The organism is Pseudoalteromonas sp. NFXS53, assembly GCF_056629255.1.
This window is the reverse complement of the sequence record NZ_JBWVBR010000011.1, coordinates 116,013-139,450: the sequence shown is the minus strand read 5'-3', so window position 1 is coordinate 139,450 and position 23,438 is coordinate 116,013. Positions and strand designations below refer to the sequence as shown.

Below are 23,438 nucleotides of genomic sequence, written 5' to 3'. Positions count from 1 at the left end.
GCTCAATAACTTTAGAGGTGATTATGTTAGATATTGTTTTATACCAACCTGAAATCCCACCAAATACGGGAAATATCATTCGTTTATGTGCTAATACCGGCTACACATTACACTTAATAGAGCCGCTGGGCTTTGAGTGGGATGATAAGCGTATTCGTCGTGCAGGCCTTGATTATCATGAATTCAGTGAAGTAAAACGTCACCCTTCCTTTGAAAGTTATTTAGAAACTGAGCAGCCTAAACGCGTATTTGCTTGCACCACAAAAGGCAGCACATATCATCATGAGCCAGAGTACCAAGCCGGTGATTGTTTAATGTTTGGACCTGAAACACGCGGGTTGCCCGAAGACATCATCTTTTCTCTGCCTGCAGAGCAAAGAGTGCGCATTCCGATGAAGCCTGATAGTCGCAGTATGAACCTATCAAATGCGGTATCAGTATTCGTTTACGAGTCATGGCGTCAACTCGGCTTTCCAAACTCAAAATAGTTAGCCATTTTTTAACATTTTACTCGCACAGCGATGAATAATTCACTAATATTAAATATTAAAAGGACTGAGGAGGATATTAAATATTATGAAGTTATGGCATTCATTGCTGTTGTGTCTCGTAATATTGTGCAACTCAGTTTTTGCATCGCAGCGCACTACCCAAGCCATAGCAAGTCAGGCCAATAATCAGCATTGGTTTTTATATGCTGACGATCTTATTAAATTCGACGGCCATAACGAATTTAATGCTCAGCAACTCACTCATGACCTCGCAGCACCGTTTTTAAGCATTTTAAGCCAGACGCCTTTTCTTTGGGTAGGTCATCAAAATGGCCTAACTAAGATCAATACTATGACGGGTGAAACACGTACCTGGTTACAAACCCCTGTCACAAAAATCAGCCAAACCGACAATGGCATCATTTTTCAAAGCAATGAACGCCTTTACCAACTGGTGAATACGACTTTATCTGTTTTACCAATCGATTTAAAACAGCAACTTTGGCAGACCTCGCCACAAGGCGTGGTCTATGTCTCTGAAGACAACGCCATCATGCGCTGGGACATGATGAGTGGCAAGCAACAATTCGCAACCTTGCCATTTGACGCTGACACCTTATTACTGCATCAAGATAAAGTTATCTTAAAATCTTTAGCTGGCGAGGTTTTTCTGTTTGATGAAACCTTACTAACTCCCCCTCTTTTTTCAGCTGACAACCTCGTAATATTTGATTCTAACCTATTGAGTTTCAGAGGTAGCTTTATCAACAGCTACAACTTAAACACACAGACCCAGTATCAATACCAAGTTAATAACTTGCCGATTGATGATTTAAAAGTGTCAAACCAGTCAATCTGGCTTTCGCAACTGGGTCAATGGCGCAAGTTTCAACCTACTCAATTAAACTTACAAACCGATATTGAAAATTCTGAAGAATTAAAGCTGTACCAAATAGGTATGCGAGCTTTTCAGCAATTTGCTAAAAGTCAGCCCGTTAATGCGGTACGTTATATTGATGGTGGACGCTGGGCGGTCGCAACTGAACAGCAAATTTTTATTTTTAGCGGCGAGAAAGGTAGTTTCACTCCTTTTATTGATAAGCAAAATACACAAGCGCTCTATTTTACCCATGATGGTAACTTGTGGGTAAGAGACAATAATGGTTTAAGCCAGTTTGATATAGGCAGTAAAACGCTTTTACACCGCTATGATATTGAAAATATCCATAGCATCACACAGTTATCAGATAATGAGTTTATCGCTTCTACAACTAATGCATTGTGGTTGCTTGAACAAGGCTCTGCACAAAAGCTGTTATTACCTTTTAAAAGCCTGACATTCCATGATGTGCTCTACACTAAGCATAATAATACACTCCTGCTTAGTACCGAATCGGGCTTGTTTGCGCTGACTTTGGTCAATAAACAAATAACAGGCTTCATCCAGCGTAATCAATTTGCCGGTAAGTATTTAGCCCATGCAGAAGAGGGGATTTGGCAATTTGATAAGCAAGGGATCGCGCATTATAAAAGTCGCGTCACCAAACGCTTGATTGCGCCATTTCAAGCACAACGCCAAGTGCTGAGTTTTAGACAAAAGCTGATGCTATTGAATGACAGTTTCTCTCTTATTGCTGAGCAAGCACATGTTCAATCTCCAACACTTGCGCTGTCGCATGTGCGCTACCATTACCGAGATAAAATCACTGAGTCATTTTCACCAAAATTGCCGCTTACCATAGAAGCGGGTGTAAAGCGTTTTAGTTTATGGTTTAACACCTGCGAAACCTGCCAGCTAAGCTATCGTTTATCTGAAGATGCGCCATGGCGATTACTTGAAAACAATAAACTCACCCTGACTCCCACTGAAATGTCGACATTAGAGGTGGTCGCGTCTAGTCAAAGTATGTCGAAAACTTTGACGGTGACTTCCTCAAAACCAAAGCAAGTTTGGTGGCACTGGGTATTGGCCCTAGTCATGAGCGCAGGCTGTGTTTACTGGTTGCTAAACAAACAGCTACGTACTTCTAAATCAAAACTAACAGAGCATTTCAGCGACATGCTCATGACTCATTCAAAAGATGCGATTTGGCTTGCCGACGAACACTTTAATGTACTCAAAGTGAACCAGGCATATAGTGATATTACAGGTTACTCTGCTGATGCATTAGTAGGTCATAAACCGAAGATTTATACCGAGCAAGGCAGAGACCGCAGACTTGAGCAGCATATCGTTGCAGAGAGCCAATTAAACGATTATTGGACTGGCGAAATCTGGACGCTCGGTGCCAATCATCAAAAACTCGCGCTCGATGTAACCGTGACTAAGTTGACCCATGAAGATCATCCTTCAGAAGTGTTTTACCTTGGCGTGCTAACTAACATTTCAGAACGTAAAGCCAATGAAAAAGCGTTGCTTAATTTATCTACGCGAGACTCAATTACCGGACTTGCCAATCGTACGCTTTTTATTGAATCACTGAATCAAGCCATAGCGAGCTGTAATAAGGCGTTTCCATCCTTATTACTGGTGTTGATTGATATCGATCACTTTAGGAAAATTAACGACCTCATGGGCCATGAAAGTGGTGATGCACTGCTAAAAGAAGTCGCTAATCGTTTATCTCAACACCTTGATAAAGGCTTTACACTGGCACGTGTCAGTAGTGATGAATTTGCTGTACTTATACCGCCTTACCTGTTCTCTGGTATGACAATTTTCTTTGCAAAGAAACTCGCTGATGACATTTTAAAATGTATTAATCGTCCCTTTACGCATCAAGGCGTAGAGACCTCAGTCAGCGCTTCTTGTGGTTTAGCTATCTATCCTGACGATGCAATTGATAGTGAGCATCTGATCCGTTGTGCAGACTCTGCATTAGATCACGCAAAACATAAAGGCAATAACAGCTACCAGTTTTTTGATAAACAACGTCATCAATTAGATCCCACTATCTTATCCCGAGAATCTGCTCTGTTGAGAGCCATAGACGATCAGCAATTTAAACTTTTTTACCAACCTAAATATCAAGCTGAAAGTAGACAACTCGTTGGCTTTGAAGGACTCGTTAGGTGGCAGCAAGACGATGGCAGCATAGAAAGTCCTGCTAATTTTATTCCTTTTGCTGAGGAATGTAGCGCTATTATTCCTATGACGAATTACTTATTGGATGTTGCTTGTAAGCAAATCAGTCATTGGCGCATGATGGGGCTTTCTGGTAATCATGTGGCGATCAATATTTCAGCTAAGCATTTTGAAAGTGACTTTTTAGTCGACACTGTCCGTGAATGTCTAGTAAGGCATCATATTCCAGCCCATTGTTTAGAGCTTGAGATCACTGAAAGTGCGATGATGGCAGACCCTGAGCAAGCGCTTAAGATTATGCATCGCCTTAAATCGCTGGGCGTGACGATTGCGCTTGATGACTTTGGTACTGGCCATTCATCACTTGGCTATTTAAAACGCTTTCCAATTGATATTCTCAAAATTGACCGCTCGTTTATCATGGATATCGAGCAATCAGATCAAGACAGGAATATCACCGCCACTATTATTCGCTTGGCCAAATATCTCAATATTACTGTAGTTGCTGAAGGGGTCGAAAATGAAAGACAAGCTTACCTATTAAACGTCATGGGCTGTGGCATTTTGCAGGGATATTATTTCTCTAAGCCGCTTCCAGCTGATAAAGCAACTAAACTGTTAGAAAATGAGCTCGAAGAAACTGTCACACTCAACTAGCCTTCAGAACTCGTTAAAACTAATAACACATAAAAACGGCGCAATTAAGCGCCGTTTTTTGTTATTGCTTTTTGAGTGTTACTCAGACTTTTGCTCTCTACCTAACAGCGCCATGGCTGCCTCTTTTACATCTTTATTTTCATAAAGTACTTGGTAGATTTGCTCGCAGATTGGCATTTCAATACCACTGCGTTTCGCGAGTAAGTAAACTTCTTTGGTATTACGGTAACCTTCAACGACTTGGCCGATGCTTTCCATGGCTTCATCAACACCTAACCCCTTTCCAAGAGCCAGGCCAAAGCGACGGTTGCGAGATTGGTTATCAGTACAGGTAAGGATCAAATCTCCCAAACCCGCCATACCCATAAAGGTTTCAGATTTTGCACCGAGTGCGCAACCTAAACGACAAAGCTCGGCAAGGCCACGTGTGATTAAAGCAGTACGCGTGTTTGCACCAAAACCAAAGCCATCAGACATACCGGCGCCAATAGCGATGACATTCTTTACTGCGCCACCTAATTGAATACCAATAAAGTCATCATTGCTGTAGACACGAAATGAACGACCACAGTGTAGTAATTTAGCTAAATCACTGGCAAACTCAGTTTCAGTTGCTGATACCGAAATAGCGGTCGGCAAACCTGCCGCCATTTCTTTGGCAAACGTCGGGCCAGATAATACAGCCAAAGGCACGGCTTCTCCGAGTTTTTCAACTGCAACTTCTTGCAGTAAGCGCCCTGTATTCGGCTCTAACCCTTTTGTCGCCCACACCACTTTAGCACCCGCATTGAGCATAGGTTGAATTTGCTCTAATGTTTTTGCAAAAGCATGGCTTGGCACAACCACTAAGATGATCTGACTAGCCTTAACTGCTTTTGCTAAATCACTCTCAAGCTTCAAAGTTTCAGGGAAAGTAATATCGGGAAGATAACGTTGATTTTTACGCTCAGTTGCTAGCGTCTCAACATCATCGGCGTTTCGACCCCATAAGGTTACTGCGTGTCCGTTTCGGGCAAAACTAATAGCAAGGGCGGTGCCATACGACCCCGCCCCTAGTACAGATACAACTGATTGTTCTGTTTTCATATAATTATGCGTCAGCTGGCTGCTCTGCTTGTGCTGCACGTTGCTGCATGTACTGAGCGAATAGCGCATCAAAGTTAACAGGCGCTAGGTTTAGTTGTGGGAAAGTACCCTTATTCACTAAACCTGCTACTGCTTCACGTGCATATGGGAAAAGAATGTTCGGGCAGAATGCACCTAGCATGTGTGCCATTTGTAGCTCTTCAAGTTCAGCGATTTGGAAAATACCCGCTTGCTGAATTTCACATAGGAATGCTGTTTCTTCACCGATAGAAGCGGTTACAGTCAGTGCTAGTACAACTTCAAAGATACCTTCGTCTAACTTGTTAGAACGTGTATCCATGTCTAATTTTACTTCAGGCGTCCACTCTTTTTGGAAAATAGCAGGAGAGTTAGGCGTTTCAAAAGACACGTCTTTTGTGTAAATACGCTGAATTGTGAATTGTGGGCCTTCCTGCGGAGCTGCAGCTTGATTTGCTTGTTCTGTCATGAGTGTTCCTAAAACTTGTATTTCTTAATGTAATTATTATGCGTTTAATAGGGTATCTAGTTTACCCTGCGCTTCGATTGCCATCATATCATCGCAACCGCCAATATGCGTGTTATTGATAAAGATCTGCGGAACTGTCGTGCCACCATTTGCTTTTTCAATCATCTCGTCGCGTAATTCAGGCTGAGCAGCAATATCGTATTCAGTGTATGTTACACCTTTACTGTCTAATAATGCCTTTGCTCTGTGGCAATACGGGCAGTAATCTTTAGTATAAATAACAACGTTGCTCATAAAATCCTCTTGATTATTTACCGGTTGCTACAGGCAGGTTAGCATTTTGCCATGCGCCCATACCACCGCTTAGTACATAAACATGCTCGAAACCCGCTTTTGTTACGTTGTTTGCGATGCCATTTGCTGTCATGCCTGTTGTACATACTAATATAATGGGCTTAGATTTAAACTTTTCAAGACCTGTAAAGTCACTTTGTTTAGCTTTTTCAGCGCTCAGTTGAACAGCACCCGCAATACGGCCTGCGTTAAACTCTTTTGCCGGACGAATATCAACGACTTGACCATCTTCTTTATTAACTAACAGTGTCAGTTGCTGTGGGTTAATTTGGCGAATTGCAGAAAATTTGCTTTTAAACCAGCTCATTACAATCATCGCAACAAGGGCTAACCAAATAATGCTTAGCACAGCATTATTGCCGATAAATTCAATATATTGTTCCATGAAAATTCCAACTACTTTGGATCTAATGATTTAGATCTTGTCTTAATGTTCAATGACTCGGCAGTATACCGTTTGCAATTGTTTGGGTATACCCTTTTATAAAAGCGTGGTTTACTTCACGCTAATATGAAGATTATTCCGTTTCAAAGGGCTGAATATTCATACAAAACACGGTATGCTACGCGCAGAGTTCGTGCCTTAGTTTAGGAGCCCAAATGACTGCACAGAAAAAACCACTTGTTCTAATGATTTTAGATGGTTGGGGATACAGAGAAGAAAGCGAAAGCAACGCAATTTTAGCTGCAAACACGCCCGTGTTAGATAACTTATGGGCCACCCGCCCTCGTACACTCATTTCAGGTTCAGGTTTAGATGTGGGTCTACCAGATGGGCAGATGGGTAACTCTGAAGTCGGGCACGTAAATTTAGGTGCTGGCCGTATTGTTTATCAAGACTTCACCCGAATTACTAAAGCAATCGACGATGGCGAATTTGAGCACAACCCTGTGTTAGTAGACAACATCGACAAAGCTGTTAACGCTGGTAAAGCGGTACACTTAATGGGCCTATTAAGCCCTGGTGGTGTTCACAGCCATGAAGATCACATTATTGCGGCTATTAAGCTTGCAGCAAAACGTGGCGCAAAAGCCGTTTACTTCCATGCCTTCTTAGATGGTCGTGATACACCCCCTCGCAGTGCGCAAGCTTCAATCGAAAAAATCGAAGCGCTTTTCGCAGAGTTAAACTGTGGCCGTCTTGCGTCAATTGTGGGTCGTTATTATGCAATGGACCGCGATAACCGTTGGGAGCGTGTAGAGTCAGCTTACAACCTAATGGTGTGTGCAGAAGCTCAGCATACATACAATACTGGCGTTGAAGCGCTGTTAGCCGCCTACGACCGTGATGAAAACGACGAGTTTGTTGCTGCATCACTTATCCAGCCTGATGCAGAATCGACTTCAACCATTAATGATGGTGATACGGTTATTTTCATGAACTTCCGCGCTGACCGAGCTCGTCAAATGACACGCGCGTTCGTCGATGCTGACTTTGCGGGTTTCGAAAAGAAACAAGCTCCAGAATTAAGCGCCTTTGTGATGATGACTGAGTACGCTGCAGATATTAACGCACCAATCGCTTTCGCACCTGAGAAGCTACATAACGTACTTGGTGAGTGGTTAGCGAAACACGATAAGACACAACTACGTATTTCTGAAACAGAAAAATACGCACATGTGACCTTCTTCTTCAGTGGTGGTCGTGAAGAGTTGTTTGCTGGTGAAAAACGTGAGCTGATCCCTTCTCCACAAGTTGCCACTTATGACCTACAACCAGAAATGAACTCAGCAATGCTGACTGACAAGTTGGTTGAAGCAATTGAAAGTGGCGAACACGATGTGATCATCTGTAACTACCCGAATGGCGACATGGTTGGTCACTCTGGCGTATTTGAAGCGGCTGTAAAAGCCTGTGAAGCGGTTGATGCATGTATTGGTCGTGTTGTTGAAGCGTTAGAAAAGGTCGGTGGTGAAGCACTGATCACTGCAGACCACGGTAATGCTGAGCAAATGACCAATGCAAAAACGGGTCAAGCACATACAGCACACACTAGCGAGCCGGTACCATTCATTTATGTAGGTCGTGATGCACAGCCTCAAGCGGGTAAAACTTTAAGTGACGTAGCACCGACTATGCTTCATTTACTTGGTATGGAACAACCTGCAGAAATGACAGGTTCACCTATTATGACCATTAAGTAATGCGCACAAGCTTACGCATTATTTTTGGCATAACAACTATGTTGGTATTGGCTTTTGCCAATGCCAACGAGTCTCGTACTAAGCAAGACTTAGACGCCGTACAAAAAGAACTAGAAAAAAGCCAAAAAAGCTATCAACAGCAAAGCGAAAGATTCAATAAGCTCAAACGCAAATTACGTGACTTCGAGTTACAAATAGCGCAGCACGCTAAAGCACTGTCATTGACCGAGCAAGGAATCAATGAAAATCGCCAGCAACAATATACCCTCGAAAGTGAAAACAAGCGCTTAGAGCAACAAAAAAGTAAGCTACAAACACTACTCGCAGGGCAATTAAAAAGTGCCTATATGACTGGCAGTCATGACTATTCAAAAATGCTACTCAATCAAGAGCATAGCGCAACGCTTGAGCGCACTTTGAGTTATTATGATTACTTCAATAAAGCTCGAATAATGCAAATTGAAGCTTTAAAAGAAGTCATAGTGCAATTGGCTGAAAACCAACAATCGCTTGAACAGAAACAGCAGCAACTCAACGATTTATTTAGGCAACAAACAGAGCGTTTAGCCGCACTCAAAGCCACCAAAGAACAGCGTCAAAACAGCCTTTCACAACTTAATAGCGCTCTAAAACAAACACAGAGTGCGATTGCCTATCTGAAAGAGAATGAACAAACCTTAATCACCACGCTCTCGCAATTAAATGAACAGCAAAGCGAGTCATTGGTGCCTGTTGAATTAATTGGGTTACGCAATAAAAAAGGGAAATTGCCTTGGCCGAGTAAAGGCCGCCTCAAGCACCGCTTTGGCCAACGAAAACATGCTGGCATGAATTGGAAAGGTGTATTTATTACAGCAAAAACAGGAGATAACGTTAAAGCCGTACAACAAGGCCAAGTGGTTTTCGCTGACTGGTTAAACGGCTTTGGTTGGGTGATTGTGGTTGATCATGGTCTTGGTTATATGAGTTTATATGGTCACGCACAAACGCTTTTAAAAGATGTCGGTGATCAAGTTCGTAGCGGCGAAAGTATTGCATTAGTAGGTCAGAGCGGCGGACAAGCTGATCCTGGTCTATACTTTGAGTTACGGCATAAAGGAAGCGCTGTCGATCCAGTAAAATGGTGCAAATAAGTTAAAGATTAACCTTGCTGCACCTGACTAGGAGCAGCACATGAATTCATTCTTAACCAATTCGAAATCGTTAGATTACCTAAAATCTAAGTTTATCTTTTTATGCGTGTTTACGATGCTGAGTTTGTATATCAGCTTTGCATCAATTGCATCCGCAACACAATTTACTCAGCAACAAACCAACGAAATTCTTTATCATATTCACACTTATTATGTGGATGATGTGCCATTAAGTCAGTATCACAAAAGCAACTTAACCGACGTCTTTGAACAACTTGATCCTTACTCAAAGTATTTGAGCGAAAGTGAACTTGAAAGCTTGTTCAGTGCCGCGAATGGCCGTTACACAGGGATTGGTATTGAAGTAGAAGAAGTCGACGATCGCATTGTGATCTTAGGGACATTACCCGGCTCACCCGCCGAACAAGCTGGCATTGAAGGCGGCGATAAACTGGTAGCAATAAATTCTGAAGATGTCACAAAAAGAGATATAGCTCATGTGTCGAAACTACTCAAAGAAGCGGCGCTAAAAACCATCTACATCACTGTCGAACGCGCTAAAAGCGAACTGACTTTGGCTTTAAGACGCGAAGAAATTAATGTAGAGAGTGTTTTTAGCCAGCTTTTAACCAATCAAAATGCATATATTTCTCTTCAGAGCTTTAATAACCACAGCTACCATGACGTTGCTCGTCACATCAATAAACTGATTTCAAATAATGGTGGACCACTTTCAGGACTGATCATCGACCTACGCGATAATCCCGGTGGCACTTTAAGCAGCGCAGTGGCCATTTCAGATCTATTTTTGCAAGCAGGTACAATAGTTACTACCAAAGGACGCTTTTATGATGCTAACCAACAATTTGTCGCACAGCACGGTGATATTTTAAATGGTGCGCCGATTGTGGTGTTAATTAACGAGCAGTCAGCTTCTGCAGCAGAGATATTAGCTGGTGCTTTACAAGATAATCAACGCGCAATCGTCGTTGGTAGTAAGTCGTATGGTAAAGGTTCTGTGCAGTCACTGATCCCCATTGGCGACGGCACTACCGCACTGAAGCTCACTACCGCAAAATACTTTACGCCTTCTGGTCGTTCTATTGATGGTGTGGGTATAAAGCCTAATATTTTACTGGCTGAACAAGGGCTTTCACATTTAAATAAACGCGCTATAATGGCTGGTGAACTTTCGAACAACATGGCTAATTTAGCCTTGCTAGACAAGCATTTAGTCGACGCGAAAAGTTATTATAAAGATAAGAATTAAATAAGAGAGTACTCACTCTCAAGCTACAGGCTTATAAATAGAAGAATACACTGTGCGCTCATTATTTTGGTTATTGCTAAGTGTTGTTTACTTAGCAATGCCTTTACATGCTAAACAAATTGCCATTGTGATTGATGATGTGGGAAACCACCAGCGCGATCTCAATTTGCTTTCTCTCCCCGGTGAGCTGACTTTTGCCATTTTGCCGCATACCCCCTATTCTCAAAAATTTGCATACCTAGCCAGCCAACAGAGTAAAGAGCTACTTTTGCATGTGCCTATGCAAGCGATTGAAGACAAAGCGCTCGGACCTGGCGCTCTTACTTTAGACATGGACAAACAAACGCTACAAATGACATTGGGTCACGCGCTAGCGAGTTTACCCCAAGTCAGTGGCGTGAATAACCATATGGGTTCGGCACTGACTCAATATAGCGATCCGATGAAATGGACGATGGAAGTTTTACGCAAACGCGATTTGTATTTTCTTGATAGCCGAACGACTAATGAATCGCAAGCCCAAACCGTCGCTGACTTATACGGTGTAGCTAATATTGCGCGTCAGGTTTTTCTCGATAACGAGAAACAAGAGACCTACTTTGCTCAACAATTAAATGAAGCAAAAAGCATCGCGTTAAGAAATGGCCAAAGCGTACTCATCGCGCACCCATATCCTGAAACGGTGGCATTTTTACATGCACAGATCCCGCTTCTACTTAAACAAGGCTACGAACTCGTTCCTCTATCGCAACTCGTCCGCACTCGCTACATTCAACTCGCCAAAAACACGGGCTCAGTCGCACCAAGCATTGCTAAAAAATAAAACTTTGATCTCGATTTAAGCAAGCTCTAACAAAATGGGTTATAAGTTTATACATTGATCCAAATTAGGACTGTTTAATATGCTTCATATTGTTTCTGATCTCATGACTGCCGATCCATTTGCAGTGCACCACCAATCAACCGTTAAAGAAGTACACGACTTGATGCGCGAAAAAAATATTCGCCACATTCCTGTGATCGATGATCAAGGTATTTTAAAAGGTATGCTGACACAAAAGATCATGGTCGCACAGGTGATGAAAATCATGGCAACCTATGGGCCAAATGCGATTGAAAGAAAGGAAAAACAAAGTATTGCCCAAGACATTATGGCAACTGACTTTGCCAGTATTAAACCAGAACAATCTCTCAGTGAAGTAGCACAGTTTTTTGTCGAAAACCGTCATGGTTGTATGCCTGTCGTCGACGAAGATGGAAAGCTATTGGGAATTTTAACTTCATCTGATTTTGTTAGACTTGCAGCGGCCCTTTTGTCTTAATGCTTCTTCTGAGTTCTTGATAAAATCAGTTATAAAGCAAATACAAAAAAGGAGGCTGAGCCTCCTTTTAAAATGATATAGCTTATAAAAAAGCTTACGCTTTTGCTTGTAGTGTTCTTGCTACGGTACGCATACCTAGTGTTGTTGCACCTGCAGACCATAAGCTACCAGCACTGTTTTGGAATGAAGCGGCTAGATCGATGTGTACCCAACCTTGACCTTCATTTGGTACAAAGCGCGATAAGAAGCCCGCAGCATTCGATGCTCCGCCGTAACCACCACCTTTTTGTGCACGGCTGTTCGCTGTGTCAGCGTAAGGTGAAGGACAGTTGTTTTGGTGCCACTTTTCAAGTGGTAGTGGCCAAGCCGCTTCGAACTCTTCTTCTGCGAACTGCTGAACTTCAGACACCAATGCTTTATCAAGACCGAATAATGCATTGTATTCTTGACCTACTGCAACCAGGGCTGCACCCGTTAGCGTTGCCGCATCAATAATTAATGGCGCACCCGTTTCACCAGCGGCCATTAGACCATCAGCCAGAACTAAACGGCCTTCTGCGTCCGTATTTACAATCTCAACCGTTGTGCCATTTTTATAAGTTAGGATATCACCTAGCTTATAAGCATGGCCTGAGATTAAGTTCTCTGCGCAACATAAGAATAACTTGATACGTTTATCGATGCCGCGCTGAATAGCAATCGCCAGACCCGCAGTCACAGTCGCCGCACCACCCATGTCACACTTCATTGATAACATGCCTTCGCTAGGTTTGATTGAGTAACCACCTGAATCAAACGTAATACCCTTACCTACAAGCGCAGCGCTTACAGGCGCATCTTCGTCACCTGTCGGGTTGTAATCAAGCTCAAGTAATACCGGTGGACGTTCGCTACCACGACCTACTTCGTGGATACCTATCCACTGTTGCTCAAGAAGGGCGTTGCCTTTGATGATGTCGTAACTTACATGCTCAGGGGCTAGCGATTGAATAAACTCAGCCGCTTTGCTAGCTAAACTCTCAGGGTAAACGTCTTCTGCCGTGCCGTTGATCATCTGACGCGTCCAAGTTGCCGCATTTTTTAATGCCGCAAGCTCAGCTAAATCTGATTGTTCATTGTCAACAAACTCAACACCATCAAGTTGCTTAGCAGTGACAAAACCTTGATAGAACGCCCACTGTGACTCAGTGCACCAAGCATCGCCTTGTAATACCGCTTGCTTAACACCTTGTTGAGAAAGGCTGCGGGCTGCTTTTTGTACTAATTTAAGTGTTTCGTTTTGCTGCAGGTGCACAATGGCACCAAGTTGATCAAACGATAGCAATGCATCGGCACTCCACGGTGCTGTAGGTGCTTGTTCACTGATACGAACAATGAATTTATCAGACATAGATTGTGTTCTCTTATACGCTTATTAGTGGCATTAAGTGTACACTAGCACCGAGTATCACCCAACCTATTGCGATTAAACAATGAAGTTCACGCCAACACTCGAAAAAGCCACCTTAATAAAGCGCTATAAACGCTTTTTAGTCGACCTAAAAACGCCTAATCAAGCATTTACAGTCCATTGTGCTAATACAGGTAAAATGACCGGCTGTGCTGATCCGGGTTTTAATGCTTATTACTCAACCAGTGATAATCCAAAACGAAAATATGCACACTCCTTAGAACTCACAGAGAATTCAGCGGGCGACCTTATTTGCGTGAACACTGCGATTGCAAATAAACTGGCCATTGAAGGCATAGCACAAGGTACAATTTCTGAATTGCAAGGCTATGCGCATTTGCAACCCGAAGTGAAATACGGACAAGAAAATAGCCGTATTGATATTTTGCTTAAAGATGAACACCAGCCACTTTGCTATGTTGAAGTAAAATCAGTCACTTTATTAGAAGACGGACAAGGTTACTTTCCCGATACTCAAACGGTACGCGGTCAAAAACACCTCAGAGAATTAATTGATATCGTCCAGCAGGGGCATCGCGCTGTATTGCTATTTATGGTGATGCATACCGGTATAAAATCAGTAAAAGCTGCGGCCCATCTTGACCCAAAGTACGCGCAATTACTGAGTGAGGCTCAGACTGCCGGCGTAGAAGTTATCGCTTATAATTGCCAAATAAGCCCACTGGAAATAATCCTAAATCACAAAATTCCCGTACTTAGCTCTTGAATTAGTCATCTATGCCCTCATATAGCAGCCAATATTAAGTTGTTCTCTTAATTTGGCACCAGCTGTATTTTAGCCAATCCACAGCAAAAAAGTGTTTGCTTAGGGGAGCATATTTTGCTATTTATAGCCGCCGGCGTCAGCCGCCGTTATATTAAGGATTTAGGAGAATGCTATGCCAGACCAAAAAAAATTAGGGTTATTGGCTCAAGCCGGTTTACAACCATATCAAGAACAACCGGGCGAAGAATACATGAATGACGCACAACGTGCGCATTTCAAAAAGATTTTAGAAGCATGGCGTTCAGACCTACGCAATGAAGTAGACAGAACAATGAACCATATGCAGGATGAAGCAGCAAACTTCCCTGATCCGGTTGACCGTGCGGCACAAGAAGAAGAGTTTTCTTTAGAGTTACGTACTCGTGACAGAGAAAGAAAACTCATCAAGAAAATCGAAAAGACACTAACTTTAATTGAAGAAGATGACTTCGGTTTCTGTGAATCTTGCGGCATTGAGATTGGTATTCGCCGTCTTGAAGCTCGTCCAACTGCCGACCTATGCGTAGACTGTAAAACGCTGGCTGAGATCAAAGAAAAACAGATCGGCCGCGCTTAATACGGCACATGCATAAAGAAGCATTGTCCAATTCAAGGGGCTATCGAGGCCGATTTGCCCCTTCGCCTTCTGGCCCCCTACACTTTGGCTCACTCGTCGCCGCCCTCGCAAGTTATCTAGACGCTAAAGTGCACCAAGGCGCTTGGCTTGTTCGTATGGAAGACATAGATACACCTCGCGTTGTACATGGCGCAGATAGTGCTATCTTAACTGCGCTTGAAAAGTTTGGTTTGCATTGGGACGAACAAGTCGAATACCAAAGTCAGCGTCACGCGCTTTATCAAGACACCCTAACACAGCTTAAGCCCGACCTTTACGCCTGTAACTGCACGCGTAAAATGATCAAACAAGCGGGCGGACTGTATCAAGGTCATTGCAAATCACAGGCACTTGATTTTAATGATCATGCTATTCGTTTAACACAAACGCATCCGGTTTATCAATTTACTGATTTACTACAAGGTCAGGTCAATGTACCTCACGCTTTGGCCGACGAAGACTATATTGTAAAACGTCGCGATGGCTTATTTGCCTATCAATTAGTGGTCGTGGTTGATGATATTGAGCAAAAGATCAGCCGCGTTGTTCGAGGTGCCGATTTATTAGAACCCACTGCAAGACAAATTAGTTTGTTTAAACAGCTCGGTCACACAGTACCTGAGTATGCCCATGTACCTTTGGCTGTCACAGAGCCAGGCTTTAAACTCTCTAAACAAAATCATGCCCCCGCCATCAATATCGATGATCCGCTCCCAGAGTTATTGCGCGCGTTAAGCTTTTTAGGGCTTGATGTTACTGATGACATGAAACTCAGCAATGTAGAAGAAGTGTTAACTTGGGCTAGCACACAGTTTTCTTTTGCCGCTATTCCACAAGTTCTAGAAAAGACTATCACAACTTAATCTCGTCGCGATTCGAACACAATCACACCAGATAACGACACACTAAACCCACTTTTAGATCAGTTTATTTCTACTCCTAGCTTAATTTTTTAGTGACGCTAGTATATTATTAGCCACTTTGATTTTACCTATAATAAGCTGAGCTGTGGTTAAGAGATTTACTAATTTATTGATATTGAATTAGTAAACGTTTTTTCAAGTCTGCAGCCAGAAACTTTTAGGGATAGCACCGCTCACGCGTCCTGCTATCGCTAAGGTACCTACATCCATGTAGGCAAGGCGAATTTACGCGTCAATAGCTGGCCTATTGCAAGTAAATTCAACGTAGTTAGCGTTAAAAGTAACCGCTGGAGATAGATTTATTATCCAGAGCTCAGGTTATTTAATAGGTTACCAACAGAGCGTTTTAGGAGACGGGTCATTATTTCCAAGCTAATTAACATGTGCAAAAAGTGGGTCAAGCCAGATTCTGCAGATGCACACCATACAACCTCGGCAACACCCGCTTTAATCACTCGTGCCGAGCATGGTATCTCGCGCAAACAATTTAGCCCGAATGCCATCAAAGTTTTGTATCGCTTGAAAGATGGTGGCTATGACGCTTACCTCGTTGGTGGTTGTATTCGTGATATTTTAATGGGGATCCAGCCAAAAGATTTCGACGTTGTTACCAATGCGACGCCAGAAGAAATCAAAAAATTATTTAGAAATTGTCGCTTGATCGGCCGCAGATTCCGCTTAGCGCACATCGTTTTTGGTCGAGAGATTATTGAAGTCGCCACCATGCGCGGCCATCATGAAGCCGATGAGCGTAAAAATGCGACCAGCCAATCAAGCGAACATGGTCAACTGCTCCGTGACAATGTATATGGCACCATTGAAGAAGACGCTCAGCGTCGCGACTTCTCTATAAACGCTCTGTACTACTCGATTAATGATTTTAGCATTCACGATTTTGCTCGCGGCGTAGAAGCCATCAAAGCACGCAAAATAGAACTGATTGGCGACCCAGAAACTCGTTACCGTGAAGATCCGGTCCGTATGTTACGCGCGATACGCTTTGCCACCAAGCTCGACATGGAAATTGCGTCAGGCACGAAAAAGCCTATTTATGAGCTTGCTGATTTACTGGGTAATATTCCGCCTGCGCGTTTGTTTGAAGAAACACTAAAACTATTTTTAAATGGCAAAGCGGTTGAAAACTACCTTCAGCTTCGCGAGTTTGGCTTATTCAAACAGTTATTCCCTGCACTAGATGAAATCTTAGAGCAGAGTGAAACCGGCTTTGAAGCGCGCTTTATTGAGCAAATGTTTGCCAATACCGATACGCGCATTAATCAAGATAAGAAAGTCACGCCGGCTTTTGTCTATGCCGCGCTTCTTTGGTTCCCGCTGCAACAACGTACTCAGCAGATCATTGAGCAACAAGGCATGTCAGAATTTGACGCCTTCAATCAGGCTATGAATCAGGTGTTGAGCCAAAACGCCCAGCACGTGTCTGTGCCAAAACGCTTTACGTTAGGTGCGCGTGATATCTGGCATATTCAAATGCGTTTAGACAAACGCTCAGGTCAACGCGCTTATCGCTTAAGTCTGCAGCCTCGTTTTAAAGCCGCTTATGACTTCTTATTGCTGCGTGTAGAAAGTGGTGAAGACGCTCAGCAAACGTTAGCTGATTGGTGGACTGAATACTTAAAATCAGATGTCACCGGTCAGAAAGAGCTGGTTAAAAATTTAGGTCAATCTGATGGCAAAAAGCCACGTCGACGTTACCGCAGAAAGCCAAAGAAAAAAGCAGGTGATGCATGATCCCAGTTTATATTGGCTTAGGCGCCAACCTTGAAGCACCTGTTGCACAGCTTCATAATGCAGTTAAAGCCCTGAGTACACTTGCTAACTGTGAGCTTAAAAAAGTCTCAAAGTTTTATTCATCTAAGCCTATGGGGCCGCAAGACCAGCCTGATTATGTTAATGCCGTCGCATTACTCAACACCACGCTTGCACCAGAAGCTCTGCTTGATGAATTACAACGTATTGAACGTGAACAAGGTCGTCAGCGTAAAAATGAGCGTTGGGGCCCAAGAACCCTAGATTTAGATATTTTGCTATTTGGTCTGCAAACCATAAACACCGAGCGCCTAACCGTGCCGCACTATGGTCTATGTGAACGTGAGTTTGTAGTATATCCACTATTAGAAATCTCACCTGAGCTAAAGCTCCCGAATGGCAACACACTGACTGACACTGCTCAGCAAGTGCCACTCAATGGTTTAACGCCATTAGAGTTGAATTAAATTAACCCCAAGAGGAACAACATGGCTAAAGTGACCGTCTCTACACTGGCTAAAATGAAACAAGAAAAACAAAAAATTACCGCATTAACGGCTTATGATGCGAGTTTCTCTCAGCTTTTTCACAACCAAGGTGTTGATGTTGTTTTGGTTGGTGATTCACTAGGTATGGTTTTGCAAGGCGGTGACGACACGCTTGCAGTGACGACTGATGATATTGCCTATCACACCAAGTGCGTTCGCGCAGGATCAAAAGATTTGTTTGTGATCGCAGATATGCCATTTATGAGCTATGCCAACGTAGAGCAAGCTTGTAACAATGCTGCACAGCTGATGCGTGCGGGTGCAAACATGGTGAAGTTAGAAGGTGGTGAGTGGTTACACGACAGCATAAGTGCGCTTACTCAGCAAGGTATACCAGTTTGTGGCCATTTAGGTCTAACACCACAATCTGTTCACGTATTCGGTGGTTTTAAAATTCAGGGCCGTGAGTCTGAACAAGCAGATAAAATGGTTGCAGACGCGCAAGCGCTAGAAGCTGCTGGTGCACAACTACTCGTTATTGAGTGTATTCCTTCGGCGCTGGCTAAACGCATCACTGAGTCTGTAAACATTCCTGTGATAGGTATTGGTGCAGGCAAAGACACCGACGGCCAAATCTTAGTGATGCATGACCTTGTGGGTATTTCAGCGGGTTACATTCCTAAATTTTCGAAAAACTTCTTGGCCGAAACAGGCAACATGCACGATGCAGTTAAAAAATACTGTGATGACGTCAAGTCAGGTGCCTTCCCAACTAGTGAGCATGAGTTTAACTAATGCAGTCAGTCAGTGAAATAAAATCGCTTCGCAGCCAAATTAAGGCTTGGCGTCAACAAGGCTTAAGCATTGCATTTGTGCCAACCATGGGCAATCTGCATCAAGGTCACTTTTCACTAGTTGAAAAAGCGAAAACGCTCGCGGATAAAGTGGTTGTGAGTATTTTCGTCAATCCAATGCAATTTGGTGCCAACGAAGATTTAGACAGCTACCCAAGAACATTAGACGCCGACAAACAAGGCCTTGCTGAAATTGGTGCGGCGCTCGTCTTTACGCCGACTGTTGATGTTATGTATCCCAATGGCCTAGCTGCACAAAGCTATGTAGACGTACCCGATATTTCTATGGGTTATTGCGGCGGTGCGCGCCCAGGTCATTTCAAAGGCGTAGCAACCGTCGTCACTAAACTGTTCAATATGGTACAGCCAGACTTTGCTTGTTTTGGCGAGAAAGACTTCCAACAGTTGCAGGTTATTCGCGCTATGGTTCGAGACCTATCTATGCCAATTGAAATCATTGGTGTACCAACACAGCGTGAAATTTCAGGGCTTGCGATGAGTTCTCGAAATGGTTACTTATCTGAGCAAGAGAAAGACACGGCCAAAGTACTTTATCAAACCCTGTTAAATGCGGGTCAATCACTTGAGCAAGGTAATAAAGCGTTCGATGCGATTGAACTAGAAGCAAAACAATCGCTTGAACAGGCAGGTTTGAAACCTGATTACTTTGCCATTGCTGAAAAAGACAATTTAAAACCTGCTACACTTGAAACAAAAGAGTTTGTTATTCTTGCAGCCGCTTTCTTGGGTAAAGTGAGACTGATCGATAACTTACAAGTTTCTGCGTAGAAGGATAATTAAAAATGAAAGCTTTGCTTATTGTCGTCTCTGTATTGTTAGTTGGCTGTGGGGCAACCAGCAGCGAGCTCAACCAATGTGCACAACAAAACTATCAATGTGAAAGTAACTGCGCGCAGCGTCATACAGAAAACACCTTAGGGCATCAGATCTGTAGCAATGAGTGTATTGACGACTACAACAGCTGTAAGGCCGAAACCGAAGCTTTGCTGAATAAGCCATTAAATTAAGATTATACCAATCCTTAATAATACTTAATTAAGATAATTGGTATTAATCAGACACAAAAAAACCGCTGAACTTCAGCGGTTTTTTATTTTTAATCTATCCGATTATAGAAGACCTAACTTCTTCATTTCAGCAGCAGCAACTTTGCTAGGAAGTGGTACATAACCATCTTTCTCTACGATTTGCTGACCTTCTTTAGAAAGTACCATCTTGATGAATTCAGCTTCGATTGGTGAAAGTGGCTTGTTAGGGTGCTTGTTCACGTAAACATATAGGAAACGTGATAGTGGATATTTACCCTTAGAAACGTTATCTAAAGTTGCATCTACGAACTTATCACCTTTTTTCGCTAGTGGTACAGTACGAACACCTGAAGTCTTATAACCAATACCAGAGTAACCTATCGCATTGATTGAAGATGAGATTGACTGTACTACTGACGCAGAACCTGGCTGCTCATTTACGTTGTTACGGAAGTCACCTTTACAAAGTGCTTTCTTCTTGAAGTAACCATAAGTGCCCGATACAGAGTTACGACCATAAAGCTGCACATCTTTACCAGACCAGTCACCGCTAAGACCTACATCACCCCAACGGTTGATTTCACCGTCAGCACCACACTTACGTGTTGAAGAGAAGATTGCATCAACTTGGTCAATACGTAGACCTTTGATTGGGTTATCTTTGTGTACGAATACAGCTAGTGCATCGATTGCTACACGTACTTCAGTTGGCTTGTAACCGTAGCGCTTTTCGAACGCTTCGATTTCTTTAGATTTCATCTTACGGCTCATAGGACCGAAGTTTGCTGTTGATTCAGTTAATGCCGGTGGCGCAGTTGAAGAACCCGCTGCTTGAATTTGGATATTTACGTTAGGGTAAATACGCTTATATTCTTCAGCCCAAAAAGTCATCATGTTTGCAAGCGTATCAGAACCTACAGATGAGAAGTTACCTGAGATACCACTTGTTTTGTTATACATAGGTAATTTTTCATCTACAGCTGATGCTGGTGTTGATAATAGAGTTGTTACCGCTACACCCATTGCAGCTACTAAACTTTTAAATTTCATTTGGGTTTCTCCAGTTGTTCGTCCCAATTAGTTAACGAGGTTCATTTTGCAGCGATTAAATGACAGTTAAATTACTTAAAAATGACACTTTTATGACCACTGTTTTATTTATTGTCATAATCAGCAATACGTGTTTTTGGAAAAGCAAAAGAAAAACAAGAGCCTTTACCTACTTCACTGCTGATATCTAGATGTGAATCATGGCGCGTTAATACATGCTTAGTGATCGCTAAACCTAAACCTGATCCACCGGTTTTACGACTTCTTGCCTTATCAACTCGATAAAAACGTTCTGTCAGTCGATTGATATGTTCAGGGGCTATGCCATCGCCATTATCAGTCACAGAAAAGTGCGCTTGGTCATCTTTTATTTGCCATTGCACATGAATATTGCCGTTTGGTTTGGTGTAATGAACAGCATTAAACACAAGATTTGAAAACGCACTGCGCAACTCATCCGGTGCACCGACAATATCAAGATCAGGGTCAACATCGAAACTGATCTGATGCCCTTTTTCTTTATTAAGAGAATTCGCTTCGGTCGCAATGAGCGACAACATGTCAGGTACTCTGACCGGCTTATCATTGTCATATTTACGCACCCCTTCAATTCGCGAAAGCGACAATAGCTGATTGACCAAGCTATCCATGCGATGACACTGCTCAATCATGGTTTGATGCGCTTTCGCCCACATTGACGGCGGTGGCAGATTCTCTTCGTCCATCATTTCTAGATAGCCAGTCACCACCGTTAGCGGCGTACGAAGCTCATGAGATACATTGGCAACAAAATCTTTGCGCATCTGCTCTAACTGCTTCAGCCGAGAAATGTCGCGAACCACCATCATAAGCTGGCCTGCATAAGGCATCACCCTAAATTCAAGGGTTTGCTCTTGATTATGCGATACCTCAAGTTCTAATGGCTCATCGAACTTTTGCTTGTTCATGTATTTTGCAAATTTTGGATCCCGCACTAGATTATCTAAGCGCTGACCATGATCAGTTGGCCATTGCAGCCCCAACACTTTCAGTGCAAGTTGATTACACCAAATTATGCTTAGATCAGTTTGCAATACGACGACTGCATCAGGCACCGCTTCCGCACCTTCACGGAAACGACGGATCAACTCAGCCAATTCATTGCGCTTTTTACGATTACGATGTTGAAGGTGGTAGATCCCTTCGAAGATCTGCTCCCACGCGCCCTCACCTTCTGGCGGATTAAAACTACGCTGATTGAGCAACCAATCACTGAGTCGATAAAGTTGATGATAATGCCAAAGTAACAGCGCGAGCGCGCCTAAAAACAGCAAGATGAAAGGTGCGCCAATTAACACGCCCACCAAAGCCAGTGGTATAAAATACAAAAACAGGCGTTTAACTAACGCCTGTTTATTAATTACTCGATACATAAATGCAGTGTATCCAAAGCTGAGAGCTTACATTTTACTAGAAAAACGGTAACCAGCACCGCGAACTGTTTGAACTAGTCTATCATGACCTAACGGTGCAATAGCCTTACGCAGACGTCGAATATGTACATCAACGGTGCGATCTTCAACATACACGTTTGTGCCCCAAACATGATCTAATAATTGCTCACGGCTGTAAACACGCTCAGGGTGTGTCATAAAGAAGTGCAGTAAACGGAACTCTGTTGGACCCATGTCTAACTCTTCACCCGCCGATGTGACTCGGTGAGAAATAGGATCTAAACGCAAGCCGTGCACTTCAATCGCTTCTTCAAGCGAGGTTGGAGAAACACGACGAATAACCGCCTTAATACGTGCCATTAATTCTTTAGGAGAGAAAGGTTTAGTCACATAATCGTCTGCACCTACCTCAAGTCCTTTTACTTTGTCTTCTTCTTCACCGCGCGCAGTTAACATGATGATAGGGATCTGACGCGTGAATTCGCTTTGCTTAAACTTTTTCGCAATTTGAATACCACTGCCGCCCGGAAGCATCCAGTCTAATAAAACCATATCAGGATATGGCTCTACCATTGCAGCCATAGCCGAATCATAATCTTCAGCTTCTATTGCCTGAAATCCATTTTGCTCCAATACGAAAACCAACATTTCTCTGATTGGTGCTTCATCATCAACTACAAGTACTTTACGTGACATTCCCACAGTTCTCTTCGATTTACCCAAGTTGGTTTCATTATTATGACTTAGTATGACAGTTTTATGAAAAAATAATCCGATCTTAAAAAGAAATATTTATCAGGTCATATAAATGACAAAATACATTATTCCATAAAGAACAATAATTTATGGAAATTCACTTGTTATTTAAGCCGCTATTTTAAAAACACTTAAATCAGATCTATTTTTACATCTGTTTACTAAAACCAAGTTTAATTGATCGGATCACGCAAATACGCACTGATTAAATAGAGATCAACTTTTGACTAAGTAGTGCACTGAGAGATCAGTTTTA

Annotated in this window: 23 protein-coding genes; 15 read left to right on the top strand and 8 right to left on the bottom strand. The window is 42.8% G+C overall.

Annotated features, from left to right (window positions below; all coding sequences use genetic code 11):
- Positions 1 to 23: 23 nt before the first annotated feature.
- Both trmL and AC1HJP_RS13205 read left to right on the top strand, forming a co-directional pair.
- Positions 24 to 488, top strand: coding sequence for a tRNA (uridine(34)/cytosine(34)/5-carboxymethylaminomethyluridine(34)-2'-O)-methyltransferase TrmL (trmL, locus tag AC1HJP_RS13210; protein ID WP_138479849.1), 465 nt, complete (start codon positions 24 to 26; stop codon positions 486 to 488).
- An 88-nt stretch (positions 489 to 576) separates the two neighbouring features.
- Positions 577 to 4,233, top strand: coding sequence for an EAL domain-containing protein (locus tag AC1HJP_RS13205; protein ID WP_480362219.1), 3,657 nt, complete (start codon positions 577 to 579; stop codon positions 4,231 to 4,233).
- A gap of 78 nt (positions 4,234 to 4,311) precedes the next feature.
- Here AC1HJP_RS13205 and gpsA read toward each other — a convergent pair whose 3' ends face one another.
- From gpsA to AC1HJP_RS13185, 4 genes are read right to left on the bottom strand one after another with little or no spacing between them, the layout of a single operon-like run.
- On the bottom strand, positions 4,312 to 5,319 hold the full coding sequence (gene gpsA / locus AC1HJP_RS13200; RefSeq protein WP_480362218.1) for an NAD(P)H-dependent glycerol-3-phosphate dehydrogenase: 1,008 nt from the start codon (positions 5,317 to 5,319) through the stop codon (positions 4,312 to 4,314).
- 4 nt (positions 5,320 to 5,323) lie between these two features.
- Positions 5,324 to 5,806, bottom strand: coding sequence for a protein-export chaperone SecB (gene secB / locus AC1HJP_RS13195; RefSeq protein ID WP_138479843.1), 483 nt, complete (start codon positions 5,804 to 5,806; stop codon positions 5,324 to 5,326).
- Between the two features lie 36 nt (positions 5,807 to 5,842).
- Complete coding sequence (grxC, locus tag AC1HJP_RS13190) at positions 5,843 to 6,100, bottom strand: glutaredoxin 3 (protein WP_349284526.1); 258 nt, start codon at positions 6,098 to 6,100, stop codon at positions 5,843 to 5,845.
- 13 nt (positions 6,101 to 6,113) lie between these two features.
- Positions 6,114 to 6,545, bottom strand: a complete 432-nt coding sequence (locus tag AC1HJP_RS13185; RefSeq protein ID WP_480362217.1) for a rhodanese-like domain-containing protein — start codon at positions 6,543 to 6,545, stop codon at positions 6,114 to 6,116.
- 215 nt (positions 6,546 to 6,760) lie between these two features.
- Between AC1HJP_RS13185 and gpmM the strand changes: the two genes are divergently transcribed.
- The 5 genes from gpmM (at position 6,761) to AC1HJP_RS13160 (ending at position 12,030) form a co-directional block, all read left to right on the top strand.
- The gene (gene gpmM, locus AC1HJP_RS13180; RefSeq protein WP_480362216.1) at positions 6,761 to 8,305 is read left to right on the top strand and encodes a 2,3-bisphosphoglycerate-independent phosphoglycerate mutase; all 1,545 of its coding nucleotides are present in this window, start codon (positions 6,761 to 6,763) and stop codon (positions 8,303 to 8,305) included.
- The gene (locus AC1HJP_RS13175) at positions 8,305 to 9,438 is read left to right on the top strand and encodes a murein hydrolase activator EnvC family protein (RefSeq protein ID WP_480362215.1); all 1,134 of its coding nucleotides are present in this window, start codon (positions 8,305 to 8,307) and stop codon (positions 9,436 to 9,438) included. The genes gpmM and AC1HJP_RS13175 overlap by 1 nt, the downstream gene beginning before the upstream one ends.
- 40 nt (positions 9,439 to 9,478) lie before the next feature.
- Positions 9,479 to 10,708, top strand: coding sequence for a S41 family peptidase (locus AC1HJP_RS13170; RefSeq protein WP_480362214.1), 1,230 nt, complete (start codon positions 9,479 to 9,481; stop codon positions 10,706 to 10,708).
- A gap of 97 nt (positions 10,709 to 10,805) precedes the next feature.
- On the top strand, positions 10,806 to 11,531 hold the full coding sequence (locus AC1HJP_RS13165) for a divergent polysaccharide deacetylase family protein (RefSeq protein ID WP_480362240.1): 726 nt from the start codon (positions 10,806 to 10,808) through the stop codon (positions 11,529 to 11,531).
- Positions 11,532 to 11,610: 79 nt separating this feature from the next.
- Positions 11,611 to 12,030 carry a CBS domain-containing protein gene (locus tag AC1HJP_RS13160; protein WP_480362213.1) on the top strand — a complete coding sequence of 140 codons (420 nt, stop codon included), beginning with the start codon at positions 11,611 to 11,613 and terminating at the stop codon, positions 12,028 to 12,030.
- 94 nt (positions 12,031 to 12,124) lie between these two features.
- Here the strand turns inward: AC1HJP_RS13160 and pepB are convergent, their stop codons facing one another.
- On the bottom strand, positions 12,125 to 13,420 hold the full coding sequence (gene pepB, locus AC1HJP_RS13155; protein WP_480362212.1) for an aminopeptidase PepB: 1,296 nt from the start codon (positions 13,418 to 13,420) through the stop codon (positions 12,125 to 12,127).
- Positions 13,421 to 13,502: 82 nt separating this feature from the next.
- On the opposite strand from pepB, the gene sfsA reads away from it, so the two are divergent.
- From sfsA to AC1HJP_RS13115, 8 genes are all read left to right on the top strand, one after another.
- Positions 13,503 to 14,207, top strand: a complete 705-nt coding sequence (sfsA, locus tag AC1HJP_RS13150; protein ID WP_480362211.1) for a DNA/RNA nuclease SfsA — start codon at positions 13,503 to 13,505, stop codon at positions 14,205 to 14,207.
- 172 nt (positions 14,208 to 14,379) lie between these two features.
- On the top strand, positions 14,380 to 14,823 hold the full coding sequence (gene dksA / locus AC1HJP_RS13145; RefSeq protein WP_480362210.1) for an RNA polymerase-binding protein DksA: 444 nt from the start codon (positions 14,380 to 14,382) through the stop codon (positions 14,821 to 14,823).
- Positions 14,824 to 14,831: 8 nt separating this feature from the next.
- Positions 14,832 to 15,725 (top strand): tRNA glutamyl-Q(34) synthetase GluQRS, encoded by an 894-nt coding sequence (gene gluQRS, locus AC1HJP_RS13140; RefSeq protein WP_480362209.1) that lies wholly within the window; start codon positions 14,832 to 14,834, stop codon positions 15,723 to 15,725.
- A 441-nt stretch (positions 15,726 to 16,166) separates the two neighbouring features.
- A complete protein-coding gene (gene pcnB / locus AC1HJP_RS13135) occupies positions 16,167 to 17,534 on the top strand; it encodes a polynucleotide adenylyltransferase PcnB (protein ID WP_480362208.1) in 1,368 nt (455 codons plus the stop codon).
- The gene (gene folK, locus AC1HJP_RS13130; RefSeq protein WP_480362207.1) at positions 17,531 to 18,019 is read left to right on the top strand and encodes a 2-amino-4-hydroxy-6-hydroxymethyldihydropteridine diphosphokinase; all 489 of its coding nucleotides are present in this window, start codon (positions 17,531 to 17,533) and stop codon (positions 18,017 to 18,019) included. Before pcnB ends, folK begins: the two co-directional genes overlap by 4 nt.
- Before the next feature lie 21 nt (positions 18,020 to 18,040).
- Complete coding sequence (panB, locus tag AC1HJP_RS13125) at positions 18,041 to 18,835, top strand: 3-methyl-2-oxobutanoate hydroxymethyltransferase (protein WP_480362206.1); 795 nt, start codon at positions 18,041 to 18,043, stop codon at positions 18,833 to 18,835.
- The gene (gene panC, locus AC1HJP_RS13120) at positions 18,835 to 19,683 is read left to right on the top strand and encodes a pantoate--beta-alanine ligase (protein ID WP_480362205.1); all 849 of its coding nucleotides are present in this window, start codon (positions 18,835 to 18,837) and stop codon (positions 19,681 to 19,683) included. Before panB ends, panC begins: the two co-directional genes overlap by 1 nt.
- Positions 19,684 to 19,697: 14 nt before the next feature.
- Positions 19,698 to 19,922, top strand: coding sequence for a hypothetical protein (locus AC1HJP_RS13115; protein WP_138479815.1), 225 nt, complete (start codon positions 19,698 to 19,700; stop codon positions 19,920 to 19,922).
- A 102-nt stretch (positions 19,923 to 20,024) separates the two neighbouring features.
- Here the strand turns inward: AC1HJP_RS13115 and AC1HJP_RS13110 are convergent, their stop codons facing one another.
- From AC1HJP_RS13110 to phoB, 3 genes are all read right to left on the bottom strand, one after another.
- A complete protein-coding gene (locus AC1HJP_RS13110; RefSeq protein WP_480362204.1) occupies positions 20,025 to 20,993 on the bottom strand; it encodes a PstS family phosphate ABC transporter substrate-binding protein in 969 nt (322 codons plus the stop codon).
- Positions 20,994 to 21,097: 104 nt separating this feature from the next.
- Entirely contained in the window at positions 21,098 to 22,405 is a 1,308-nt protein-coding gene (gene phoR / locus AC1HJP_RS13105; RefSeq protein WP_480362203.1) for a phosphate regulon sensor histidine kinase PhoR, read from the bottom strand.
- A gap of 27 nt (positions 22,406 to 22,432) precedes the next feature.
- Positions 22,433 to 23,122 carry a phosphate regulon transcriptional regulator PhoB gene (gene phoB / locus AC1HJP_RS13100; RefSeq protein WP_480362202.1) on the bottom strand — a complete coding sequence of 230 codons (690 nt, stop codon included), beginning with the start codon at positions 23,120 to 23,122 and terminating at the stop codon, positions 22,433 to 22,435.
- Between the last annotated feature and the right edge of the window lie 316 nt (positions 23,123 to 23,438).

What these genes read in the sequence shown, in the direction of transcription:
- trmL (WP_138479849.1), top strand. Translation starts at nt 24, where the DNA reads ATGTTAGATATTGTTTTATACCAACCTGAAATCCCACCAAATACGGGA.
- AC1HJP_RS13205 (WP_480362219.1), top strand. Translation starts at nt 577, where the DNA reads ATGAAGTTATGGCATTCATTGCTGTTGTGTCTCGTAATATTGTGCAAC.
- gpsA (WP_480362218.1), bottom strand. Translation starts at nt 5,319, where the DNA reads ATGAAAACAGAACAATCAGTTGTATCTGTACTAGGGGCGGGGTCGTAT.
- secB (WP_138479843.1), bottom strand. Translation starts at nt 5,806, where the DNA reads ATGACAGAACAAGCAAATCAAGCTGCAGCTCCGCAGGAAGGCCCACAA.
- grxC (WP_349284526.1), bottom strand. Translation starts at nt 6,100, where the DNA reads ATGAGCAACGTTGTTATTTATACTAAAGATTACTGCCCGTATTGCCAC.
- AC1HJP_RS13185 (WP_480362217.1), bottom strand. Translation starts at nt 6,545, where the DNA reads ATGGAACAATATATTGAATTTATCGGCAATAATGCTGTGCTAAGCATT.
- gpmM (WP_480362216.1), top strand. Translation starts at nt 6,761, where the DNA reads ATGACTGCACAGAAAAAACCACTTGTTCTAATGATTTTAGATGGTTGG.
- AC1HJP_RS13175 (WP_480362215.1), top strand. Translation starts at nt 8,305, where the DNA reads ATGCGCACAAGCTTACGCATTATTTTTGGCATAACAACTATGTTGGTA.
- AC1HJP_RS13170 (WP_480362214.1), top strand. Translation starts at nt 9,479, where the DNA reads ATGAATTCATTCTTAACCAATTCGAAATCGTTAGATTACCTAAAATCT.
- AC1HJP_RS13165 (WP_480362240.1), top strand. Translation starts at nt 10,806, where the DNA reads ATGCCTTTACATGCTAAACAAATTGCCATTGTGATTGATGATGTGGGA.
- AC1HJP_RS13160 (WP_480362213.1), top strand. Translation starts at nt 11,611, where the DNA reads ATGCTTCATATTGTTTCTGATCTCATGACTGCCGATCCATTTGCAGTG.
- pepB (WP_480362212.1), bottom strand. Translation starts at nt 13,420, where the DNA reads ATGTCTGATAAATTCATTGTTCGTATCAGTGAACAAGCACCTACAGCA.
- sfsA (WP_480362211.1), top strand. Translation starts at nt 13,503, where the DNA reads ATGAAGTTCACGCCAACACTCGAAAAAGCCACCTTAATAAAGCGCTAT.
- dksA (WP_480362210.1), top strand. Translation starts at nt 14,380, where the DNA reads ATGCCAGACCAAAAAAAATTAGGGTTATTGGCTCAAGCCGGTTTACAA.
- gluQRS (WP_480362209.1), top strand. Translation starts at nt 14,832, where the DNA reads ATGCATAAAGAAGCATTGTCCAATTCAAGGGGCTATCGAGGCCGATTT.
- pcnB (WP_480362208.1), top strand. Translation starts at nt 16,167, where the DNA reads ATGTGCAAAAAGTGGGTCAAGCCAGATTCTGCAGATGCACACCATACA.
- folK (WP_480362207.1), top strand. Translation starts at nt 17,531, where the DNA reads ATGATCCCAGTTTATATTGGCTTAGGCGCCAACCTTGAAGCACCTGTT.
- panB (WP_480362206.1), top strand. Translation starts at nt 18,041, where the DNA reads ATGGCTAAAGTGACCGTCTCTACACTGGCTAAAATGAAACAAGAAAAA.
- panC (WP_480362205.1), top strand. Translation starts at nt 18,835, where the DNA reads ATGCAGTCAGTCAGTGAAATAAAATCGCTTCGCAGCCAAATTAAGGCT.
- AC1HJP_RS13115 (WP_138479815.1), top strand. Translation starts at nt 19,698, where the DNA reads ATGAAAGCTTTGCTTATTGTCGTCTCTGTATTGTTAGTTGGCTGTGGG.
- AC1HJP_RS13110 (WP_480362204.1), bottom strand. Translation starts at nt 20,993, where the DNA reads ATGAAATTTAAAAGTTTAGTAGCTGCAATGGGTGTAGCGGTAACAACT.
- phoR (WP_480362203.1), bottom strand. Translation starts at nt 22,405, where the DNA reads ATGTATCGAGTAATTAATAAACAGGCGTTAGTTAAACGCCTGTTTTTG.
- phoB (WP_480362202.1), bottom strand. Translation starts at nt 23,122, where the DNA reads ATGTCACGTAAAGTACTTGTAGTTGATGATGAAGCACCAATCAGAGAA.